This window comes from Sediminibacterium sp. C3 (assembly GCF_000508085.1).
Classification (GTDB): Bacteria; Bacteroidota; Bacteroidia; order Chitinophagales; family Chitinophagaceae; genus Sediminibacterium.
On record NZ_KI669560.1, the window covers coordinates 1,820,435 to 1,838,836 of the forward strand.

Consider the following 18,402-nt stretch of genomic DNA (forward strand, 5'->3'; position numbering starts at 1 on the left):
GGCCTTGTGCCTTTTACCAGACAACAGCTGGCAGACTTTACAGGTCTAAGGGTGGAAACAGTAATCCGAACCTTATCAAAGTTGTCTGAAAGAAACAAGGTGAAAATTATCGACCATAAATTGTATTACAAATGAATCCAAAACGCTTATTATCACTAGGATTGCTCAGTTTGATTATCGTAGCATTACTTGGTGTTATTATGCGGTATAAGATAGGATTTTCATTCCCCATTGTTAATCAGAAACATTTGCAGCTTGCTCATTCTGGTTTTGCTTTTTCGGGTTTAATTACCCATTTTCTGTTAACATTTATTTTGTTTGTTATTCATGATTCACTAAGGGCTGGTCAATTGAAATTGCTGACGCATACTATTCATGCCAATTTATTTTTCTCTTATGTAGCCTGTATGGCATTTATCTGGCAAGGGTTTGGAATGATTGCCGTAACAGCTCAGTTGATGAGTTTTATTGCCGTATTACTTTTTGTTGTTTTAGGGCTGTTTAAGTGGGCAGCACTTAAAAGTTCTGCCATGCGCTGGTTTAAAATGGGTGGGGTTTTATTTTTGTTTTCTTTGATTGCCCAGTTCTGGTTAATTGAAATGTGGTTAACTGGCAGTATAAAACAACACAATTACCTGGCAGCTACTTACTGGTTTTTACATTTTCAGTATAATGGGTGGTTTTTCTTTGGTTGCATGGGATTATTAGTGAACTGGATGAATCAGCACCAATTGAATTTTGCTCATCAGGATACTTTTTTCAAAGCTTTTGCTATTAGTGTGATTCCGGCTTATGGGTTATCAGTATTATGGCTGAAACTTCCGGTCTGGATTTATGTATTGGTGGTTTTGTCTGCGCTTGTACAATGTGTTGGGCTATTTTATTTAATCAGACAATTTTTAACTGCCGGCTTTAAAAAAAAAGCAGATCAGAAACCCGTTTTATTTTTTGTGGGATTATTATCCATGTTAGCCCTAATGGTTAAAATAGCTTTACAGGCGGGATCTACCATACCCAGTATTAGTAAACTGGCTTTTGGATTTAGACCTATTGTGATTGCTTATTTACACCTTGTGCTCCTGGCATTTACCTTGTTATTCTTACTGGCATATTTAATTGATCAGCCCTATTTTACATTGAACAGGAAGTCGGCTCAGGCAATTAAATTCTTTGCTGTTATGGTGTTTTTAAATGAATTTTTTCTTGGTATTCAGGGCATAGCCTCTTTGAGTTATACAGTGGTTCCTTTTATCAATGAAATTTTGTTAGGCGTTGCATTACTGCTGCTGCTTTCCGCAATTGGGTTTATGCGATATTTAGCGCCCCAAAAAAATGGCGTGTTGTGATTGTAATCATAAAAAAATTATATATCAATGCTGACCTTTAGGCAAATAAATCTTAAAGGTCATGAAAACAAAACCGATTCTCTATTCTTGCTTATTTATTTTATTGGGTGTAAGTTGCGCTAGCGAAAACGCTGAAGCTCCTGCTGATGCTGCCAGTACTGAACAAACTTCTGTAGGACAATCTGCTGTTAAGGATGAAACTTCCAGCCCTAATATTGTTCAGGTAGCTATAGGAAGTAAGGATCACAGTACGCTCGTAGCTGCTGTTAAAGCCGCCAGTCTGGTGGATGCCCTTAGTAATGCAGGACCATTTACTGTATTTGCACCTACAAATGCTGCATTTGAAAAATTACCTGCCGGAACAGTTGAAGGGCTTTTAAAGCCAGAAAAGAAGGCTGATTTAAAGAACATCCTGGAGTACCACACTTATGTTGGCGTTTTGAAATCCGAATATATGCAGGATGGACAGGAATTTGAACAAGTGAATGGCGGTATAGTAAAAATCACCAAAAATGGTGATAAGATTTTAGTAAATGGCTCTGAAATTGTAGCCTCAATTGTTACTTCCAATGGAATTATCCATGTAATTAACGATGTTTTATTGCCTAAATAATTAACTGAACATCTTTATTTGCATTACAGTGGCAATACTGGTTGCACGTTGTTTAGCCAGTTCGGCTTTTTCTCCTTCAAATAATTGATCTACCGTTTCAGTAAATAACATTAACCATTTTTGAAAATGCTCCATCTTCATGGGGCATTTTTTATGAATATCCTTGTGTTTGGCCATAGGATTTCCGTCGTAACCACCCGTAAAGAACAGAATATTTTCCCAGAAATCGTACATGACTGGTAAGTGCTTTTCCCAGTTTACGGGAACAATTTCCGTAAAGAAAAACGAGATAGAAGGTTCTTTCAGAACCTTTTCGTAAAAACTGTTAACTAGTTTTTCAATATCCCCTCTATTGGTAATATCTGTTTTCATGTTGAATGATTTTAGAGGTCTTTTCGATTAAATTTTTTCAATGAAATAATCAATGGTAAAACAATCCATCCCAGCAAGAGCATAAATGAAATTATCATGCCTTTGGTGTTACCAAAGAATTCATTGAATATGGCACCCGTATATCCCAGTAATGCGGCAGAATCCAGTTGCAGCAGCATTAAAATTCTGGATAGATCTATTGGGCTTAAAGCTGTTAAGGCAACCATTGGTTTTTCAATAGGGTAGTCTGAGAATTGAAACATCAAAAACAACAGAATGCCATCAAAAAGTAAGGCAAAGTAAATCCAGAGAATAATGGTTAGGCCTATGCCTTTTGCTTTGTCTTTGTAAATGATGGTGCATAGCATTGCCAATGCTACGAAAATGACAGTAATGATTATGCCGATGGCTAACATAAGAATCGACTGGCTAAAATCACTGTAAATTAGCAGGGGAATACCAGCACCTAAAACGAATGCGAGTACCATGCTTCCGGCTAATCCTCCAAACAGGCTAAGCCAGATGTCTTTTCTTTTTATAGGGTGACTTATCAGTAGTTCAATAAATTCAGCGCTATTGTAAATATAAATGGCCGCAAATAGTATGGAAACCAAGGGAACCGTAAGTAATATAAGATTCAGTAATGTTAATATTCCCTTTGCGCTATTGTCTTCAAGCGTAAACGATGACCAGCCTATTACAGCCAGCATAATTGTATAGGCAATAACGAATTTGTTTTTGAGTATATCAAGTAAAATATATTTCAGAATTCTATTCATTTACTTTGCTTTTTAAAATTCTTAGAATGGCTTCTGATATATTAGTAGTTCCTGTAGATGTTTTCAATTTCTCAACAGATTGATGGAAAGCTACTTTTCCTTCCTGCATGAAAATGATTTCTGAAACCATATTGTCTAGTTCACTAAGAAGGTGAGAAGTGATGATTATCAATTTCCCATTGTTTCTTTCTGCAATAATTTTTTCTTTCAGAATTTCAGCCGATATAGGATCCAGACCTGCGGTCGGTTCATCCAGTATCAGTATGGGAGGATTGAACATGAAAGCCAGCACCGCACTTACTTTTTGCATAGTACCACCGCTCAGTGTTCCCATCTTTTTATCAAGAAGGCCATCCATTCCAAAGGATTGATACAAAGAAAGATCCAGGTTTTCACTGGTATTTCTGATGGATTGAACCATTTCAATAATCTGGCCAATCGTCATGTTTTGCGGATAGCGGCCAATTTGTGGCATATATCCAATCATCTTTTTATAAGCTATATCCTTGGTGATTAATTGACCATTAATAATTACTTCACCATTGTCGGCCATCACCATACTAAGAATAATTTTGATTAATGTGGTTTTCCCACAACCATTGGGTCCGATAAGTGCAATACACTGGCCTCTGTTTAAATTAAGATCAATTCCTCTTAAGACTGAGAGTTTGCCAAATGATTTTGATATGTCTTTAATTTCTATCATAATTTCAACGCCTTCATCAAAGGACTTTCATCAATAAAGTTTTCAGGTGTTAAACTGGGTATTTTCTTTTCCGACTGGTCAAGTAGGGAAACAATAAAACTACGGTAGAGTAACATGCTGGTTGGGTTTGATTCTACAATAACAGCATAAAGACTAAGTGGCCTGTAAGGCACATCCCCAATTTTATCTTTGTTCAAATCGTAGCCTGTGTACTTGTCCCAGTAATTGTTTTTGAATTGGTTTAATAATAGAGTTCCATTCGTACTCACATCAAATGTGTTTTTGATGAAGTTATTTTTTTGAATGATATTATCCATACAGTTGGCCTGTATTTTAAGTCCCCATCCGTTATTGGTGAACTGATTGTTTTCAACCAAAGTTCTGTTGCTGCCATCCATAAAAACAGCAGCTGTATTTCTATCGAATGTATTTCCAGTTAAAATACAATCCGAAATTTCTTTAAATAATATTCCAAACGCAGCATCTCCCCAGTTATCAGCAAAATGATTGTTGCGCATGGTTATTTTCTTTGAGAACATAACAGCAACACCTGCTCCGTTTTTACTGAATTTGTTAGAATAGTAGGCATCATCGTTAGAATTCATAAAATGCAGGCCATAACGGATATTGTTGTAGGCTTTGTTTTTCCAGATGGTAGAATTGTTCACAAACTCAAAATAAATGCCATCTCTGCACCCGCTAATACTATTTCCGATTATCTGGAGACTGTCGCTTTTCCAACAGTGTATTCCATTCCCAATTGTTTGTTCTTCTTTGCCAAAAGAAATAATTCGGTTGTTTTTAATTACACATTTTTTGCTGAACTGTATATATATACCAAAAAAGTTATCATACAAATCATTATTGATAATCTTTACATTCTCGGATTCATACACTTTTATGCCGCCGGGGTCATCCAATGTAGCATAACCGGAATGTTGAATTTTAAATCCACTGATTGTTACATTACTGGCTTTAACCGATAAGACTTCAAATTTTCTATCACCATCAATGATGGGAAGATTGATTCCAATTAATGTAACAGACTTGTCAATTAGAATATTTCTTTCTTTGTAAAGACCTTTGAATACAATTATCGTATCGCCTTTTTTTGCATCAGTGATTGCTTGCTTAATCTTCTTGTATTTCTTATCGGGGCCTACGTGTAGTTTAGTTGAATGCCCCGTAATTCCCGATAGCAAGAGTAGCACCAAAAAGAAAACATACTTCATGTTTATTAGTTAATTTCTTCCCAGGTTGAAACTTTTCCTGCAAAACTTGCGGCAAATTTTTCGGCTTCATGTTGCTGTGCAAATGCAGCAGTATTGCCATTCATAGGGCTTTTGATGGTTTCATGCAAAACATACCATGCTTTGGTAGCATCAATCAATACGTTATTGCCATTATAATCGTTGATATACCATTTGTCAATTACCGTTTTTTTATTATTACTGCTGAATGCCAACATGCAACTTAGGTCATCAAACTTAAATACTTTTCCTTTGCTGGTTATATATTCTGCTCCAAATCTAACATCAGCATACGTCATCTTACACGATTCACACAGGTCTTTATTTAAAACCAGCGGCTCTGGATTTTTTGATCCACAGGAACTAAGCGTTATAATAGTAATGAGCAGCATGGTGGTATTTGGTTTAATCCACTTTTTTAGCCAGCCGAATTCTATGGCAACTGCAATTAAGGCTAATAAACCTGCCACAATAAACAACCAGCCGCCAATATCCGGTACAGAAAATGCGCCAAAGTTCAATAATTGTTTAAATCCGATAAGCGGTGGTTGATAAGCCATTCCCGGAACAATGATAGCTGCATTAGGGTCTAAGTTGTGTCCATAGTTGTATTCCCATCTCCAGAAATCTACCATGGCAATTATTCCAAAAACTACAAATGCTATAAAAGTGGTTAGTAGCATTTTTTTTCCGCCTTTTATGCCTGTAATCAGCATTAATAAAGCGTAAAATGAAATGATATAGGGTAGGAGGGTAAATTCAATAAAGTTTTCAGCGTGTAAGGTTTGCATACCAATATAATGGTTCAGACCATTAATAATGTCAACATCACCTCCCAATTTATAAGAGAAAATTTGCAGTCCTAATCCCTCTGGATATTGTGGTGCATCCAGTTCTATTCTCCAGATAGGAACAAAGATGGATATACCTAAACAAATGGCACTTACAATCAATAGCATTTTTGATTGTTTACTTATTTCTTGCTTCATCTTCAAAAATTTTAAATGAAAAAGGAGCAGTAGGTTTTCACTTCCTGCTCCTTTTAATGAATCCAGCTTACTTAGATTCAGGAACTGGTTTGCCTAAACTAAAGCTAAGCGGAACATTGCTTCCTGCAGGGGAAACCCTTACATAACCCTGCATTTCCTGGTGCAAAGCACTACAGAAATCGGTACAATACATGGGGTACATACCTGCTTTCTTAGGCACCCACTTTAAAGTGGTGGTTTCACCAGGCATGATTAACAGTTCTGCATTATCTGCACCTTTAATGGCAAAGCCATGAGGCACATCCCAGTCTTGCTCTAAATTGGTTACATGGAAATACACTTCATCGCCAACTCTAATACCTTCAATATTATCCGGAGCAAAGTGTGAGCGGATAGAAGACATGTAAACATGCACTTTGTTTCCTTCTCTAACCACTTTGGCATTGGCTTCACCGGCAGTAACATACGGATGTTTGTTTTCTCCGATTTTGTAAATTTTATACTGACCGTTGTTTCTGATAATATCAGCTGGGGCAGACTGTGCGTAGTGAGGCTCACCAATGGTTGGGAAGTCTAAAATCAACTGCATTTTATCTCCGCTGATATCATATATCTGAGCACTTTGTGCCAGTTCCGGACCGGTTGGCAGGTATCTGTCTTTGGTGATTTTATTGTAGGCAACCAAATACTTGGGTGATGGCTTCTTGGTATTTCCGCCAGGGATGCTCAAGTGACCAACAGAGTAGTAGGTTGGTACACGATCCACAACGGTTAAATCTTTAATATTCCATTTTACCACTTCTGAAGAAACAAAGAAGGAAGTATAGGCATTACCCTTACCGTCAAACTCTGTATGCAAAGGTCCAAGACCTGGCTTCTTCACTTCTCCGTACAATGCAGCATCATACTTAATTACAGGGATACCTTCGTAATCACCATCATATGATTTATCAGCAATTGCTTTCTGAATTTTGTCAAAGCTAAATACAGGAATCAAAGCAGCTAATTTACCAGAGCCAACAATGTACTCACCGGTAGGATCAACATCGCAGCCATGAGGAGATTTAGGACAAGGAATAAAGTATACGATGTCTTTAAGTTCCTTCACATCCAACACCAATACTTCTTCTTCCATTTTTGAAGTAGCAGAGTGGGTAGCTTCGTTCCATTTGTTGTGCGCATATTTTGCCTTAACTTTCTTACCCTTGCCGGCTTTAATGTATTCCTCAGCTTTTTTCCAGTTAACAGCCATAATAAAGTCCTTATCTTTCTGAGAAGCATTTACTTCCAGTAAAGTACTTGCCTGTTCTGTATTGTAGCAACTGAAGAAGAACCATCCGTGTGATTTGCCTTTACCAGCTCTGGCAAGGTCAAAGTTTACGCCAGGTGTTTTCAACTGAAATGCCAGTTTCATTTCACCGGTTTCCTTTGCAACGCTAACAAAGGAAATATGTCCTTTGAAATTCTTTTTATAGGAGTTGATAGGAACGTCTCCGTTGTCTTCATCAGAAGGTACGCTGAAGCGGGTCCCCGCAACAATGTATTCAGAGTTTTCTGTTCCGAAAGGAGAACTATGGTTACCGGCAGAATTAGGCAATTCAATAATTTCTGCAGTCTTAAATGTTTTCAAATCAATTCTTGCCAAACGGGGTGTGTTGTTACCATTGGCAAATACCCATTTACCATCGATTTCGCCATTGGTCTGGCTCATTTCTGTATGGTGCAAATCGTCCCAGGGAACAAAACCGTTGGAAGTATTCAACATGGGTTTGGTTTCTTCACTGTATCCCCATCCTTTTTCTGGATCCACAGAAAATACAGGGATCACTCTTAAGAGTCTGCCACTTGGCAAACCGTAAACGCTCATCTGGCCACTGAAACCACCTGATACAAAATTGTAGTATTCGTCGTATTTACCAGGTGCTACATAAGCTTTGGCAGCAGCGTCTCCGCTAACGGCACTTCCTGAATTTTTAGGCTTGCAGGAAAATAACGCTGTAGCTGCAAAAACAGCGGCAATTGTGGTGGATTGAATAAGTTTCATAGTTGTTTATTTTATTTAGCGCCATCGTTTTTGCGCATGAATTCTAATATTTCTCTGGCTTCTGTATCAGTTAGGCTTTGATTAGGCATTCTCACCAGACAAAGCTCTAATTGTGCCTGTACTTTAGGATCTTTTTCAATCATTGGATCCGGATTGGTAATAAAGTTCATAATCCAATAAGGAGCGTTTCGGGTTGTTACGCCTTTCCATCCTGGACCAACCAGTCTTTCTTCAGTCATTTTATGACATGAATTACATTTGGTTGCTGAAATTGATTCACCTTTTGCAGCCATGGCCTGATCCAGAGGACCAACCGTTACATTGGAAGCGTCAAATTTACCTTCCCCTCTTTTAGGGTCATAATCGGAAGGAGAAGATGCAGTGGCTGCCGGGGCTTCCTGAGTTGAGCTGGCTGATGAGTCAGCTTTCTGGCCTCCGCCTCCACAGGCAATAACCGCTAATGTACTAGCAGCTATCAGTAGAAAAGCAATTGGTTTGATATTCATAATGCTAAATTTTATGTAAAACTATTTATCTGAAATCCGAACTTTTATGACTGTGGTCATATCCTTAAAAAAATAATAACTGCATATTCTTCTTATTTTGCGTTATGATTCTTTCAATAACCTTATCTGCAGATTGGATACAGAAAATCATACAGGCCGATCAGGAACTGTTTCTGCTATTGAATAAAGGATACACAAATTCTTTTTTAGATGCTATTTTTCCCTGGTACAGAGAAGGGAATGCCTGGGTTCCTTTTTATCTTTTTTTGGTGGTATTTTCTATTTTGAATTTTGGGAAAAAGGCATTTCCTTTTATTCTTTTTGCTGTTATAACCATTGTTTTGACAGACCAAATAAGCAGTAGCTTGGTTAAACCCTTTTTTGAAAGACCCAGACCCTGTAGGGATCCTTATCTCATGAATCAGATTAGAATGCTACTAAATGGGTGTTCAGGAGGATATAGTTTTACTTCTTCGCATGCCACCAATCACTTTGGGTTTGCCGTATATCTTCTGGTCACTATCGGAAGTATGATTGGTAAATGGAAATATTTATTGTTGGTTTGGGCAGCAACAATTGCCTATGGTCAGGTATATGTTGGCGTTCATTACCCTTTAGACATTTTCTTTGGAGCTTTACTGGGATCTTTAATTGGATGGATTACCGGATACTGGCACAATCGTACTGCTGAAAAAATCAGTTTGGCAGAAATATATAATACAATCTAAATGATTAGCAATCGGTTTTATTTTTCCGTTCTGGCTGCCTGTTTGGTGGTTTATTGTCTTGGGGCGGTTATGATCCCCCTAATGGATATTGATGCTTCCCAGTATGCATCTATTAGCCGTGAGATGCTGCAGCGAAACAGTTTTTTACAAATATTTGATCAGGGACAGGATTATCTGGATAAGCCACCTTTATTATTCTGGTTATCCGCTTTGTCAATGAAAATATTTGGCATTTATGACTGGGCTTACAGAATACCATCCCTATTGGTTTTATTGGCTGGGTTGTATGCAACAGGTAAATTGGCAAGAATCTTTTAGAATGAAGATATAGCCCGCATAAGTGTAATGGTACTTGCCAGTTCTCAGGCTGTTTTTTTAATTAGCCATGATATCAGAACCGATACCATGTTGATGGGCTGGGTAATATTAACTATCTGGCAGCTGGCTGAATGGTTTAGGTCTCAGCAATGGAAAAATTTTATTGGCGCCTTTGTTTTCATTGCTTGTGGAATGATGACCAAAGGACCTGTTGCATTAATGGTTCCCAGCTTGGCATTTGCCGCTCATTTTCTTGCACAGCGAAACTGGAAACAGTTATATCGTTGGGAGTATTTATTGGGGGTAGTCATCATTGGTATATTACTCTTACCTATGTGTATGGGGCTTTATCAGCAATATGATCTGCAGCCCGGCAAGTTGATCAATGGAAGACCGATTGATTCCGGTTTGAAATTTTATTTCTGGACGCAAAGCTTTGGCAGATATACGGGAGAGAATTTTTACAAGGAAATGGGGCATTTTACCTTTCTGCTTGAAAATATGTTCTGGAGTTTTCTTCCCTGGATATTTGTTTTCTTGCTGGCTTTGCTAACAGCTTGCTGGAAAATAATCATTCAACGTTGTAAAATCAGTGAACAAGAGGAATTGATTACGCTTGCAGGATTTGTGCTAACTTATCTTGTGTTAGCCAGAAGTCAGGCTCAGTTACCGCATTATATTTTTGTTGTGTATCCGCTAGCTGCCATTCTTACTGCCAGGTTTATCTACGATTTTTTAATACTGAACCAATATCCGAAATGGATTAAACCCATGTTGGTATGGCATGGATTTATATTTTCTGTTTTATGGATTGCCGCTGGAATGATTGTGCTCTTTGTTTTCCCTCAACAATCTTTTGTGTTTATTCTGCTACTGGTTAATGGGGTTACTTTTTTTGTTTTGTCATTTAAAAACATCGCAGTTCAGAGAACCCGATTTCTGATGCCTTTTTTAATCACAGGTATTGGGGTCAATCTATTGTTGTCTACTGGTTTTTATCCTAAACTATTACAATTTCAAATGGGCAACGATGCGGCAGCATTTATTGAACGTAATCAGATAGAAAAAGCTAAATTGAAATTGTATGGTATTCACAATAGCAATGCCCTTCATTTTTACGCCAATCATATTTTCCCATTTAAGAAATCTCCATCTGATTTCCTTCCTTCAGAAAAAGTGCTGACGAGCAAGGATAGTCTGAGTAGTTTTTCTCCTCTTTTTCCAAAAGCTAAAGTAATTCATGAAGGAAATCAGTTTTCCGTATCCTTATTAACCCTGCCTTTTTTAAATCCTACAACAAGAGAGAAGGAAACGCCCAGATACATCATCATCGATTTAGACGGGAAACCTTAGACTTGTGAATTTTGCTTAATTTTACCAAAATGACTGAGTTTTTTATAATTCTTTTCTTAATTATTCTGAACGGATTGTTCTCCATGGCAGAAATTGCCTTGGTGTCTGCCAGGAAAGCCCGGTTGGAAGCCCAGGCATCCAAGGGTGATGAAGATGCTGCAAAAGCATTGAAACTGGCCAATCATCCGGATACGTTTCTATCTACTGTTCAAATTGGGATTACTTTAATAGGTGTACTAACTGGTATTTTTTCCGGTGATAAATTCAAAGAACCTTTGGCCAATTGGCTTTCAGGCTTTCCCGTATTTACTGCTTATGCAAGTACCATTGCAACTACCATCATTGTTATAATTGTTACCTATTTGTCCCTTGTTTTAGGGGAGTTGGTACCCAAACGAATTGGACTGAGTAATCCTGAGGGAATCGCTAAATCTGTTGCAGGCCCTATGCGTTTTGCCGGCTGGCTCACTTTCCCATTTATCTGGCTATTGTCAAAGTCATCTAATATTATAGTTAAGCTGATGCGCATAAAGGCCAATGAGAATCAGGTAACAGAAGAAGAAATTAAGGCCATTATCAGTGAAGGTACTGAACAGGGAACCATTGAAGAGGCTGAGCAGGAAATTATTGAAAGAGTATTTCACTTAAGTGACCGGAATATTACTTCATTAATGACGCACAGAAGCGATATTGAATGGATAGAGGGAGATAAGAAAGTAGGAGAAGTAAGGAGTTTGCTGCAAGACATGATTCACTCTGTGTATCCGGTTTGTGAAGAGGATATTGATCATATTAAAGGTGTCGTATCCATTAAGGACTTGTTCGCAGCCGACGCAGATGCAACTATTTTCTCCATTATGAAGCCAGCCATGTATGTGCCGGAAAACAATTCAGCCTATCAGGTATTGGAAAAATTCAAGCAAACAAAAATTCATCAGTGTTTTATTGTAGACGAATACGGCAGTGTGCAGGGGCTGATGACCTTAAACGATATTCTGGAAGCCATTGTAGGTGATATTCCGCAGGAAGAAGATGAAGCATATGAAATTATTGAAAGAGCAGATGGCTCTTACCTGATAGATGCCCAGATTCCATTCTACGACTTCCTGAGTAAGTTTGACAAAACAGAATGGATGGAAAAATGGGAGCAGGATTTCAATACCCTGGCCGGATTTATCATTCATCATCTGGAGCGCATACCTAAAACGGGTGAAACCCTTGAATGGGAATCCTTTACTTTTGAAATTGTTGACATGGACAATCACCGGATTGACAAAGTCCTTGTTACGTCAAGCGAGCCATTGATTACCCATGATTAGAAGCTAAATTGAATGGTTTTTTGCGGATAATCTAGTTTGTAACTTTTTTGGTTCCCCTTACTTTTTACATGGAATAGATTAATCTGACTGGTTTCGTAGTCGTGAAGAATTGAACAATGAATGTCTACGGTGTTCATTTCTTTTACTTGTTCCACTTCAAAATAAGACCAAACACTTTCTCTTATGATTTCGTAACCGATATAGTTGAATTTTACCGGCTTCCCGTTGATCTTAATTTGTAATGTCTTTCCAATATACTGGTTGATTTGCTGATCTATATAGGCTTTGTTGGCAGGTTTAATGATATCAATGGTACCGGTTGATTGCTTTTGAAGCGTTTTTTCTAGGTCATCTGTAAAAATGCGGATGCTTATTTCAGCCGTTGCTTCTTTTTCGTTATGGTTGATTTCAATCACCGAAACAAAAAAAGGGTGAAAAAGTGCAAGGCTTGCTGATAGCAGCCATTGAACAAAAATTGTAGCCATTGAACCAGTTTATTTACAGCAAATGTCGGTTTTAATTTATATTGCTGCTATGATTGATTTTGGACTTTTTTTCCAGATGGGATATGAGCATATTGCTGATTTAAATGGAATCGACCATATTCTTTTTGTTGCCGCACTTTGCATTCGCTATCAGTTTGCTGATTGGAAAAAACTGCTTTGGCTGGTTACCGCTTTTACGCTGGGGCATTCCATCACCCTTGCTTTAAGTGTTTTTAATATTGTCAATTATTCCGTTAACTGGATCGAATTCCTGATTCCGGTTACCATTGTTATTACTGCTATAAGCAATGTTTTTGTTAAAAAATTTGTGTACAAGGCCAAATTCCCGCTGATTTATTTTTTTGCCGCTTTTTTCGGATTGATTCACGGATTGGGCTTTAGTAATTACCTGAAAAGTCTCTTAAGCAAGGAGGGAAATATTGTTCCGGAATTATTGGCCTTTAATCTGGGGCTGGAGGCCGGACAGCTGGTAATCGTACTCGCTATTCTTATTATTTCACTTATATTCGTTCAGCTTTTTAAAATAAACCGAAGGGAATATTTATTATATGTTTCCGGCGGAATTTTCGCCATTGCTCTGCAAATGGCATTAGAAAGATTACCCTTTTAATAAACCAACTCAATTATGAAAAAAGTTGCGCTGTTCATGGTACTTGCTTTGTTTGCTGCTCGCACACAGGCCCAAAATATCATGAACAATCCCACATCTAATCATGGGAACAAGTTTGAACAGTTAGGAACCATTTTGCCAACCCCTAACGAATACCGGACTGCCAGCGGGGCACCCGGTCCAAAGTACTGGCAACAAAGAGCAGACTATGTTATTAAAGCAGAATTGGATGAAGCCAATTTGAAATTAAAGGGTACAGAAACCGTAACGTATTTCAATAACTCTCCGGACGTATTGACTTATTTGTGGTTACAGCTGGATGAAAATGAGCACAGTTCCAAGAACAATGCTAATTACCAGGATGCTACTTCTATGCCTCGTCAGCTAACCACCAGTCAGCTGGACAATATGGCCAACGCCAAGAAAGACAATGGGAACGGACATATTATTTCATCTTTAACTGATATTACTGGAAAAGCATTGAAATACACCATCAACAGAACCATGATGCGTGTTGATTTACCTGCACCGCTTAAGCCAGGACAAAAATTTGTTTTCAATGTGGCCTGGAGTTATAAAATCACCAACAGAATGGTTGAAGGGGGAAGAGGTGGTTATGAAACCCTGGAAGATGGCAACAATTTATTTACCATGGCACAGTGGTTCCCCCGTTTGTGCGTATACAGTGATTTTCAGGGATGGCAGAACCAACAGTTTACCGGAAGAGGAGAGTTTGCCCTTGCTTTCGGAAACTATGATGTTACCCTAACGGTTCCAGCAGACCATATTGTATTAAGTACGGGCGTTTGTCAAAACTACGCACAGGTTTTAACCCCTGCACAAATGGCCAGATGGAACCAGGCTCAGACTGCTAAAGAACCTGTTGAAATTGCCACTTTAGAAGAGGCAAAAGCCAAGGAAGGTTCAAAAAGTACACAGAAAAAAACATGGGTATACAAGGCTGAAAATGTCAGAGACTTTGCCTGGACTACCAGCCGTAGATATATCTGGGACGCCATGCCGGTTTATGTTGAGGGTAAAAAGATTATGTGCATGAGTGGCTACCCCAAAGAAGCCTATGGTTTGTACAGAAAGTTTTCAACCAAGGTAGTGGCTCATACCATCAAGTCTTATTCTAAGTTTTCTATTCCTTATCCTTATCCGGTTGCCCAAAGTATTGAAGCTTCCAATGGTATGGAATACCCAATGATCTGTTTCAATAATGGAAGAACCAATAAAGACGGCTCTTACAGCGAGCAAACCAAGGTTGGTATGATTGGGGTGATTGTTCACGAAGTAGGACATAATTTCTTCCCGATGATTGTAAACAGTGACGAGCGTCAGTGGAGCTGGATGGATGAAGGTATCAACAGTTTTGTTCAGTACCTTACAGAGGAATTATTCGATAATAAGTATCCTTCCAGAGGAGGCCCGGCCTGGGGTATTGCTGGATATATGCGTTTGCCTAAAGAGCAATTGGAGCCTATTATGACCAATAGCGAAAATATTATTTTGTTCGGCCCCAATGCTTATACCAAACCAGCAACCGGTTTAAATATTCTTCGTGAAACCATTATGGGCAGAGAATTATTTGATTATGCTTTCAAGGAGTACTCTCGCAGATGGGCATTCAAGCATCCTACACCCGCTGATTTCTTCCGTACCATGGAAGATGCTAGTGCAGAAGACCTGGATTGGTTCTGGAGAGGCTGGTTTTATGGAATTGATCCTGTGGATATAGCAATTGATACCGTAAAGCATGCGGTAATGAATCCTGATGCCAAACCAAATGTTCCTCAAGCATCCACACAAACCATGCCTTTGGCCAAGCCTTTGTTTAGTGGTGCGGCTGCTTTTGATGACATTTCAAAGCAGCGAAACAGAAACGATAAAAGCATTATTTTCCTAACCGATGCGGATACCAGCTTAAGAGATTTCTACTGGAGATATACCCGTGGATTGGAGCCTTATGATTCAGTAACCCGCGTGCCTGTCCCTAGTTTCCCTGCACCAACAGAATTGACTGCAGAAGAGAAAGCCAAGTACCAGGATGTGAACCTTTATGAAGTTACTTTTTCTAATAAAGGGGGATTAGTAATGCCAATTATTGTAGAGTTTACTTTTGAAGACGGAACCACTGAAACGGAAAAAATTCCTGCTCAGATCTGGAGAAAAAATGAGCAAAAAGTAACCAAGTTGTTCATGACCACTAAAAAAGCCAAGCATATTAAGTTAGATCCAATGAGAGAAACTGCTGATATTAACGAAGGAAACAATGTATGGCCCAAAAACGGGGTTGCTCCTGAACAAAGCAAATTTAGCTTATTCAAGAGTGCTTCCGGAAGAAGCCGTGGTCAATCCAGCGGTGCGAATCCAATGCAAAACGCCATGCAGAAATCTAACTAATACATAGTTTAAAACAATATACAATGCCACCTGCTTAAATTCGGGTGGCATTTTGTATTTTAGCCTAGCTATAGCAATTCATAAAAAATAGTGTATGAAGAAATTTTTGACGCTTGCTTTTACCATTTTAGCTGTGTATTCCGCAAAGGCGCAAAACATCATGAATAATCCCACATCTAACCATGGGAATAAGTTTGAGCAGTTGGGTACCATATTACCCACGCCCAATGAATACAGAACAGCCAGTGGGGCTCCAGGTCCAAAGTATTGGCAACAGCGAGCTGATTACGTAATTAAAGCTACACTGGATGAACCCAAACTGAGCTTAACGGGGTCAGAAACCATTACCTATTACAATAATTCTCCTGATGTGTTAACTTATTTGTGGTTGCAGCTCGATGAAAATCAGCACAGTACGGTTAACAATGCCAATTATCAGGATGCTTCCTATTTGGAGAATGCCATCAACACGAATCAATTGGATAAGCTGGCTGCGGCTAAAACTGATAATGGGTATGGCCATAAAATTTCAAGGCTAGCAGATGCAATGGGTAAGCCATTGAAATACTTTATCAACAAAACGATGATGCGGGTTGAATTGCCAGCGCCTTTGAAACCTGGTCAAAAATTTGCATTCAATGTAGATTGGAGCTATAAGATTTCCGACAGAATGACTTTTGCCGGAAGAGGTGGATATGAAATGCTGGAAGATGGAAATCATTTGTTTACTATGGCACAATGGTTTCCCCGTTTATGCGTGTACAGCGATTTTCAGGGTTGGCAGAATCAGCAGTTTTCAGGAAGAGGAGAATTTGCATTGACTTTTGGCAATTATGATGTAACCTTAACCGTGCCTTCTGATCATATCGTACTAAGTACCGGCGTTTGTCAAAACTATGCACAGGTATTAACGCCTGCACAATTAAGTCGCTGGAATCAGGCGCAAACCAGCAAGGAGCCTGTTGAAATTGCTACACTGGATGAAGCCAATCAAAGATCAACCGGTAAATCTGCCAAAACCAAAACCTGGATCTACAAAGCAGAGAATGTAAGAGATTTTGCCTGGACAACCAGCCGCAGATATATCTGGGATGCCATGCCTGTTTATATTGAAGGAAAGAAAGTCATGTGTATGAGTGGCTATCCAAAGGAAGCTTACGGACTGTATCGTAAGTTCTCTACCAAAGCAGTGGCCCATACCATTAAAACCTATTCCAAGTTCTCTATTCCTTATCCATATCCGGTAGCGCAAAGTATTGAAGCATCTAATGGAATGGAATATCCAATGATTTGTTTCAATAACGGAAGAACCAATAAAGACGGATCCTATGCGGAAGCTACCAAGTATGGAATGATTGGTGTGATTATTCACGAAGTGGGACATAATTTCTTCCCCATGATTGTGAACAGCGATGAGCGCCAGTGGAGCTGGATGGATGAAGGGTTAAATACATTCGTTCAGTTTTTAACCGAAGAAGAGTGGGACAATAAATATCCCAGCCGTCGTGGACCAGCCCGTCTAATTACAGATTACATGCGCTTGCCGAAAGAACAGCTGGAGCCTATTATGACCAACAGCGACAATATTATTCAGTTTGGTCCGAATGCCTATGCAAAGCCTGCTACTGGTCTGAATATTTTAAGAGAGACCATCATGGGCAGGGAATTATTTGATTATGCATTTAAAGAGTATGCCAGAAGATGGGCATTTAAACATCCAACTCCTGCAGACTTATTCCGTACCATGGAAGATGCCAGCGCAGAAGATTTGGATTGGTTCTGGAGAGGCTGGTTCTATAGCATAGAGCCATGCGATATTGCCATTGAAGGAGTAAAGCATGCAGTGGTGAACAAACAGCCTGCAGCAGTTGCGCCAAGAACCGGAGCACCGGCAATGCGTAGTCTGGATAAGCCATTATTCAGTGGTGCAGCAGCTTTTGATGATATATCCAAGCAGCGGAACAGAAATGATAAGAACATTATTTTTTATACCGATGCTGATACCAGTTTAAGAGATTTCTACTGGAGATATACCCGCGGTCTGGAACCATATGATTCCAGTTTTAAATATCCGGCGCCGGTGATGAATACGCCTGAACCTTTGTCAGGGGAGGCATTGGCCGCTTATGAAAATGTTCATTTATATGAAATCAGTTTTGCCAACAAGGGAGGTCTTGTAATGCCAATCATCGTAGAATTCACCTTTGAAGATGGTACCAAGGAAACGGAAAAAATTCCTGCTCAAATCTGGAGAAAGAATGAACAGAAAGTAACCAAACTGTTTATGACACAAAAGAAAGCGATATCTATTCAGTTGGATCCATTAAAAGAAACAGCTGATATTGATGAATCAAATAACAAATGGCCGAACGGAGTGCTAGATGAGCCTTCCAAGTTCAGTTTATTTAAAGGGGGTGCAGGCAGAGGAAGAGGACAGTCTTCCGGTATGAATCCAATGCAACATGCACAGCAAAAGAATTAATTAAACGATTCAATATAGATAATAATAACGCAACTTGTTTCCATTAATAAGTTGCGTTATTGCTTAAAAAACACA

Annotated in this window: 16 protein-coding genes and 1 pseudogene; 9 read left to right on the top strand and 8 right to left on the bottom strand. The window is 38.9% G+C overall.

Going from position 1 to position 18,402, the window contains the following annotated elements:
* Positions 1-6 precede the first annotated feature (6 nt).
* The 3 genes from F777_RS18590 to F777_RS0108475 all read left to right on the top strand — a co-directional run bounded on the left by F777_RS18590 (position 7) and on the right by F777_RS0108475 (position 1,959).
* Positions 7-135 carry a helix-turn-helix domain-containing protein gene (locus F777_RS18590; RefSeq protein ID WP_369791989.1) on the top strand — a complete coding sequence of 43 codons (129 nt, stop codon included), beginning with the start codon at positions 7-9 and terminating at the stop codon, positions 133-135.
* The gene (locus tag F777_RS0108470; RefSeq protein WP_026751659.1) at positions 132-1,346 is read left to right on the top strand and encodes a hypothetical protein; all 1,215 of its coding nucleotides are present in this window, start codon (positions 132-134) and stop codon (positions 1,344-1,346) included. Before F777_RS18590 ends, F777_RS0108470 begins: the two co-directional genes overlap by 4 nt.
* A 61-nt stretch (positions 1,347-1,407) precedes the next feature.
* On the top strand, positions 1,408-1,959 hold the full coding sequence (locus F777_RS0108475) for a fasciclin domain-containing protein (RefSeq protein ID WP_026751660.1): 552 nt from the start codon (positions 1,408-1,410) through the stop codon (positions 1,957-1,959).
* Here the strand turns inward: F777_RS0108475 and F777_RS0108480 are convergent, their stop codons facing one another.
* From F777_RS0108480 to F777_RS0108510, 7 genes are all read right to left on the bottom strand, one after another.
* On the bottom strand, positions 1,960-2,331 hold the full coding sequence (locus F777_RS0108480) for a group III truncated hemoglobin (RefSeq protein ID WP_026751661.1): 372 nt from the start codon (positions 2,329-2,331) through the stop codon (positions 1,960-1,962). It lies immediately after the preceding gene.
* An 11-nt stretch (positions 2,332-2,342) separates the two neighbouring features.
* Positions 2,343-3,110 (bottom strand): ABC transporter permease subunit, encoded by a 768-nt coding sequence (locus tag F777_RS0108485; RefSeq protein WP_026751662.1) that lies wholly within the window; start codon positions 3,108-3,110, stop codon positions 2,343-2,345.
* Complete coding sequence (locus tag F777_RS0108490) at positions 3,103-3,816, bottom strand: ABC transporter ATP-binding protein (RefSeq protein WP_026751663.1); 714 nt, start codon at positions 3,814-3,816, stop codon at positions 3,103-3,105. The genes F777_RS0108485 and F777_RS0108490 overlap by 8 nt, the downstream gene beginning before the upstream one ends.
* Entirely contained in the window at positions 3,813-5,048 is a 1,236-nt protein-coding gene (locus tag F777_RS0108495) for a nitrous oxide reductase family maturation protein NosD (RefSeq protein WP_026751664.1), read from the bottom strand. The genes F777_RS0108490 and F777_RS0108495 overlap by 4 nt, the downstream gene beginning before the upstream one ends.
* Before the next feature lie 5 nt (positions 5,049-5,053).
* Complete coding sequence (locus tag F777_RS0108500; RefSeq protein ID WP_026751665.1) at positions 5,054-6,055, bottom strand: nitrous oxide reductase accessory protein NosL; 1,002 nt, start codon at positions 6,053-6,055, stop codon at positions 5,054-5,056.
* A gap of 67 nt (positions 6,056-6,122) precedes the next feature.
* The gene (gene nosZ, locus F777_RS0108505; RefSeq protein WP_026751666.1) at positions 6,123-8,099 is read right to left on the bottom strand and encodes a Sec-dependent nitrous-oxide reductase; all 1,977 of its coding nucleotides are present in this window, start codon (positions 8,097-8,099) and stop codon (positions 6,123-6,125) included.
* An 11-nt stretch (positions 8,100-8,110) separates the two neighbouring features.
* Positions 8,111-8,605: a c-type cytochrome gene (locus F777_RS0108510; protein WP_152530894.1), complete on the bottom strand. Its 495-nt coding sequence runs from the start codon at positions 8,603-8,605 to the stop codon at positions 8,111-8,113.
* A gap of 104 nt (positions 8,606-8,709) precedes the next feature.
* Between F777_RS0108510 and F777_RS16230 the strand changes: the two genes are divergently transcribed.
* The 3 genes and pseudogenes from F777_RS16230 (at position 8,710) to F777_RS0108530 (ending at position 12,323) form a co-directional block, all read left to right on the top strand.
* Positions 8,710-9,333, top strand: coding sequence for a phosphatase PAP2 family protein (locus F777_RS16230; RefSeq protein WP_051408521.1), 624 nt, complete (start codon positions 8,710-8,712; stop codon positions 9,331-9,333).
* A 123-nt stretch (positions 9,334-9,456) separates the two neighbouring features.
* Positions 9,457-11,004, top strand: a pseudogene (locus F777_RS0108525) (ArnT family glycosyltransferase).
* Positions 11,005-11,033: 29 nt separating this feature from the next.
* A complete protein-coding gene (locus F777_RS0108530; protein WP_026751670.1) occupies positions 11,034-12,323 on the top strand; it encodes a hemolysin family protein in 1,290 nt (429 codons plus the stop codon).
* Here the strand turns inward: F777_RS0108530 and F777_RS0108535 are convergent.
* The gene (locus F777_RS0108535) at positions 12,320-12,808 is read right to left on the bottom strand and encodes a DUF6702 family protein (protein ID WP_026751671.1); all 489 of its coding nucleotides are present in this window, start codon (positions 12,806-12,808) and stop codon (positions 12,320-12,322) included. The genes F777_RS0108530 and F777_RS0108535 overlap by 4 nt on opposite strands.
* Positions 12,809-12,830: 22 nt before the next feature.
* Between F777_RS0108535 and F777_RS0108540 the strand changes: the two genes are divergently transcribed.
* From F777_RS0108540 to F777_RS0108550, 3 genes are all read left to right on the top strand, one after another.
* Complete coding sequence (locus F777_RS0108540; protein WP_235785912.1) at positions 12,831-13,439, top strand: HupE/UreJ family protein; 609 nt, start codon at positions 12,831-12,833, stop codon at positions 13,437-13,439.
* A 15-nt stretch (positions 13,440-13,454) separates the two neighbouring features.
* On the top strand, positions 13,455-15,845 hold the full coding sequence (locus F777_RS0108545) for a M1 family metallopeptidase (protein ID WP_026751673.1): 2,391 nt from the start codon (positions 13,455-13,457) through the stop codon (positions 15,843-15,845).
* A 94-nt stretch (positions 15,846-15,939) separates the two neighbouring features.
* A complete protein-coding gene (locus F777_RS0108550) occupies positions 15,940-18,327 on the top strand; it encodes a M1 family metallopeptidase (RefSeq protein WP_026751674.1) in 2,388 nt (795 codons plus the stop codon).
* The last annotated feature ends 75 nt before the right edge of the window (positions 18,328-18,402 follow it).